The organism is Rhizobium sp. Nf11,1, assembly GCF_050587665.1.
GTDB lineage: Bacteria > Pseudomonadota > Alphaproteobacteria > Rhizobiales > Rhizobiaceae > Rhizobium.
In genome coordinates, this window is record NZ_JBOBHU010000056.1 from 1 (window position 1) to 3496 (window position 3496).

At 54.1% G+C, this 3496-nt stretch carries 1 tRNA gene and 2 rRNA genes; all 3 read left to right on the plus strand.

Annotated features, from left to right (window positions below):
* Positions 1-22: 22 nt before the first annotated feature.
* Positions 23-2964 (plus strand): 23S ribosomal RNA (locus tag ACQ7C1_RS31555).
* Between the two features lie 183 nt (positions 2965-3147).
* Positions 3148-3262, plus strand: a 5S ribosomal RNA gene (gene rrf, locus ACQ7C1_RS31560).
* Positions 3263-3367: 105 nt separating this feature from the next.
* Positions 3368-3444, plus strand: a tRNA-Met gene (locus ACQ7C1_RS31565).
* Positions 3445-3496: the final 52 nt, after the last annotated feature.

Sequence of the window (3496 nt, forward strand, 5' to 3'; positions counted from 1 at the left end):
GATGAGCATTGGCAATGAGAACGATTAAGTGTCGTAAGGGCATTTGGTGGATGCCTTGGCATGCACAGGCGATGAAGGACGTGATACGCTGCGAAAAGCCGTGGGGAGCTGCGAATGAGCTTTGATCCATGGATCTCCGAATGGGGCAACCCACCTTAAATGCTTGGAAAATCATTCTGGTTGTCGGGTCGTCGACCCGACGTTACGGCGAACGATCGCCGACGGCCTCTGGCCTGTAAGGGAACTTCCCGATACAGCGCAGAGCGCGTCGCCGGTCGTCCGGCGCGCCCACGCAGCGCTGCACGAAGTGCAGAACAAGCGTGAGTGAAAACCCGAATGGTTTCCAAGCATTGTGATAAGGTATCTACACCTGAATACATAGGGTGTAAGAAGCGAACGCAGGGAACTGAAACATCTAAGTACCTGCAGGAAAGGACATCAACCGAGACTCCGCAAGTAGTGGCGAGCGAACGCGGACCAGGCCAGTGGCAATTGTGATTAAAGTGGAACGCTCTGGAAAGTGCGGCCGTAGTGGGTGACAGCCCCGTACGCGTAGATATCACGATTGTCCTAGAGTAGGGCGGGACACGAGAAATCCTGTCTGAACATGGGGAGACCACTCTCCAAGCCTAAGTACTCGTGCATGACCGATAGCGAACAAGTACCGTGAGGGAAAGGTGAAAAGCACCCCGACAAGGGGAGTGAAATAGAACCTGAAACCGGATGCCTACAAACAGTCGGAGCCTGAAAGGGTGACGGCGTACCTTTTGTATAATGGGTCAACGACTTAGTGTAACAAGCAAGCTTAAGCCGGTAGGTGTAGGCGCAGCGAAAGCGAGTCTGAACAGGGCGATATAGTTTGTTGCATTAGACCCGAAACCGAGTGATCTAGCCATGAGCAGGTTGAAGGTTGGGTAACACCAACTGGAGGACCGAACCCGCATCTGTTGCAATAGATTGGGATGACTTGTGGCTAGGGGTGAAAGGCCAATCAAACTCGGAAATAGCTGGTTCTCCGCGAAATCTATTTAGGTAGAGCGTCGAGCGAATACCCCCGGGGGTAGAGCACTGGATGGGCTATGGGGACTCACCGTCTTACTGATCCTAACCAAACTCCGAATACCGGGGAGTACTACTCGGCAGACACACGGCGGGTGCTAACGTCCGTCGTGAAAAGGGCAACAACCCTAACCTCCAGCTAAGGTCCCCAAGTCATGGCTAAGTGGGAAAGGATGTGAGGATCCCAAAACAACCAGGATGTTGGCTTAGAAGCAGCCATCATTTAAAGAAAGCGTAACAGCTCACTGGTCTAAATAAGGGTCTTTGCGCCGAAAATGTAACGGGGCTGAAGCCATGCACCGAAGCTGAGGATTCCTCTTTAAGAGGAGTGGTAGCGGAGCGTTCCGTAAGCTGATGAAGGGAGACCCGTGAGGGCTCCTGGAGGTATCGGAAGTGCGAATGTTGACATGAGTAACGATAAAGAGGGTGAGAGACCCTCTCGCCGAAAGACCAAGGGTTCCTGCTTAAAGTTAATCTGAGCAGGGTTAGCCGGCCCCTAAGACGAGGCGGACACGCGTAGTCGATGGGAACCACGTTAATATTCGTGGGCCTGGTGGTAGTGACGGATTGCACAAGTTGTTCTGGTTTATTGGATTATCAGGGCAGCGGAGCGGTTCCAGGAAATAGCTCCACCGTATAGACCGTACCCGAAACCGACACAGGTGGTCAGGTAGAGTATACCAAGGCGCTTGAGAGAACTATGTTGAAGGAACTCGGCAAATTGCACGCGTAACTTCGGAAGAAGCGTGACCCCATTTTAGGCAACTATGATGGGGTGGCACAGACCAGGGGGTAGCGACTGTTTATCAAAAACACAGGGCTCTGCGAAGTCGCAAGACGACGTATAGGGTCTGACGCCTGCCCGGTGCTGGAAGGTTAAGAGGAGAGGTGCAAGCTTTGAATCGAAGCCCCAGTAAACGGCGGCCGTAACTATAACGGTCCTAAGGTAGCGAAATTCCTTGTCGGGTAAGTTCCGACCTGCACGAATGGCGTAACGACTTCCCCGCTGTCTCCAACATAGACTCAGTGAAATTGAATTCCCCGTGAAGATGCGGGGTTCCTGCGGTCAGACGGAAAGACCCCGTGCACCTTTACTATAGCTTTACACTGGCATTCGTGTCGGCATGTGTAGGATAGGTGGTAGGCTTTGAAGCGGGGACGCCAGTTTCCGTGGAGCCATCCTTGAAATACCACCCTTATCGTCATGGATGTCTAACCGCGGCCCGTCATCCGGGTCCGGGACAGTGTATGGTGGGTAGTTTGACTGGGGCGGTCGCCTCCGAAAGAGTAACGGAGGCGCGCGATGGTGGGCTCAGACCGGTCGGAAATCGGTCGTCGAGTGCAATGGCATAAGCCCGCCTGACTGCGAGACTGACAAGTCGAGCAGAGACGAAAGTCGGTCATAGTGATCCGGTGGTCCCGCGTGGAAGGGCCATCGCTCAACGGATAAAAGGTACGCCGGGGATAACAGGCTGATGACCCCCAAGAGTCCATATCGACGGGGTTGTTTGGCACCTCGATGTCGGCTCATCGCATCCTGGGGCTGGAGCAGGTCCCAAGGGTTTGGCTGTTCGCCAATTAAAGCGGTACGTGAGCTGGGTTCAGAACGTCGTGAGACAGTTCGGTCCCTATCTGCCGTGGGTGTAGGAATATTGACAGGATCTGTCCCTAGTACGAGAGGACCGGGATGGACATATCTCTGGTGGACCTGTTGTCCTGCCAAGGGCATAGCAGGGTAGCTATATATGGACGGGATAACCGCTGAAGGCATCTAAGCGGGAAACCCACCTGAAAACGAGTGTTCCCTATCAGAGCCGTGGAAGACGACCACGTTGATAGGCCGGGTGTGGAAGTGCGGCAACGCATGAAGCTTACCGGTACTAATAGCTCGATCGGCTTGATCGTTCTCATTGTTCATGCTCATCTCAGGGCGACCGCTAAGCGGTCGTCCCGACAGAGCGAAGGCGTCAGCCTTTGCGACGGGCCCGGCAAACACGCAAGTGTTTGTCCGGTTTGAGCTTTTGACGTGTTTAAACAAGCAGGCCTTCGGCCTGCACCAGCTTCTCATCAAAAGTTGCGCTTTGCCGACCTGGTGGTTATGGCGGGGTGGCTGCACCCGTTCCCTTTCCGAACACGGCCGTGAAACGCCCCTGCGCCCATGGTACTTCGTCTTAAGACGCGGGAGAGTAGGTCGCTGCCAGGTCTGCAAATCGCAACTCAGTTGATAATATCTTCTCACAACAAACTCTACGGCCCATGCCGATACAAAAGGGTCGCGCAAGCGGCCCTTTCTGCTGTAAAATAATAACGCGGGGTGGAGCAGCCCGGTAGCTCGTCAGGCTCATAACCTGAAGGCCGCAGGTTCAAATCCTGCCCCCGCAACCAAACCTTCCATAAACACAAACATGCAAAAAGCCCGCCTCATGGCGGGTTTTGC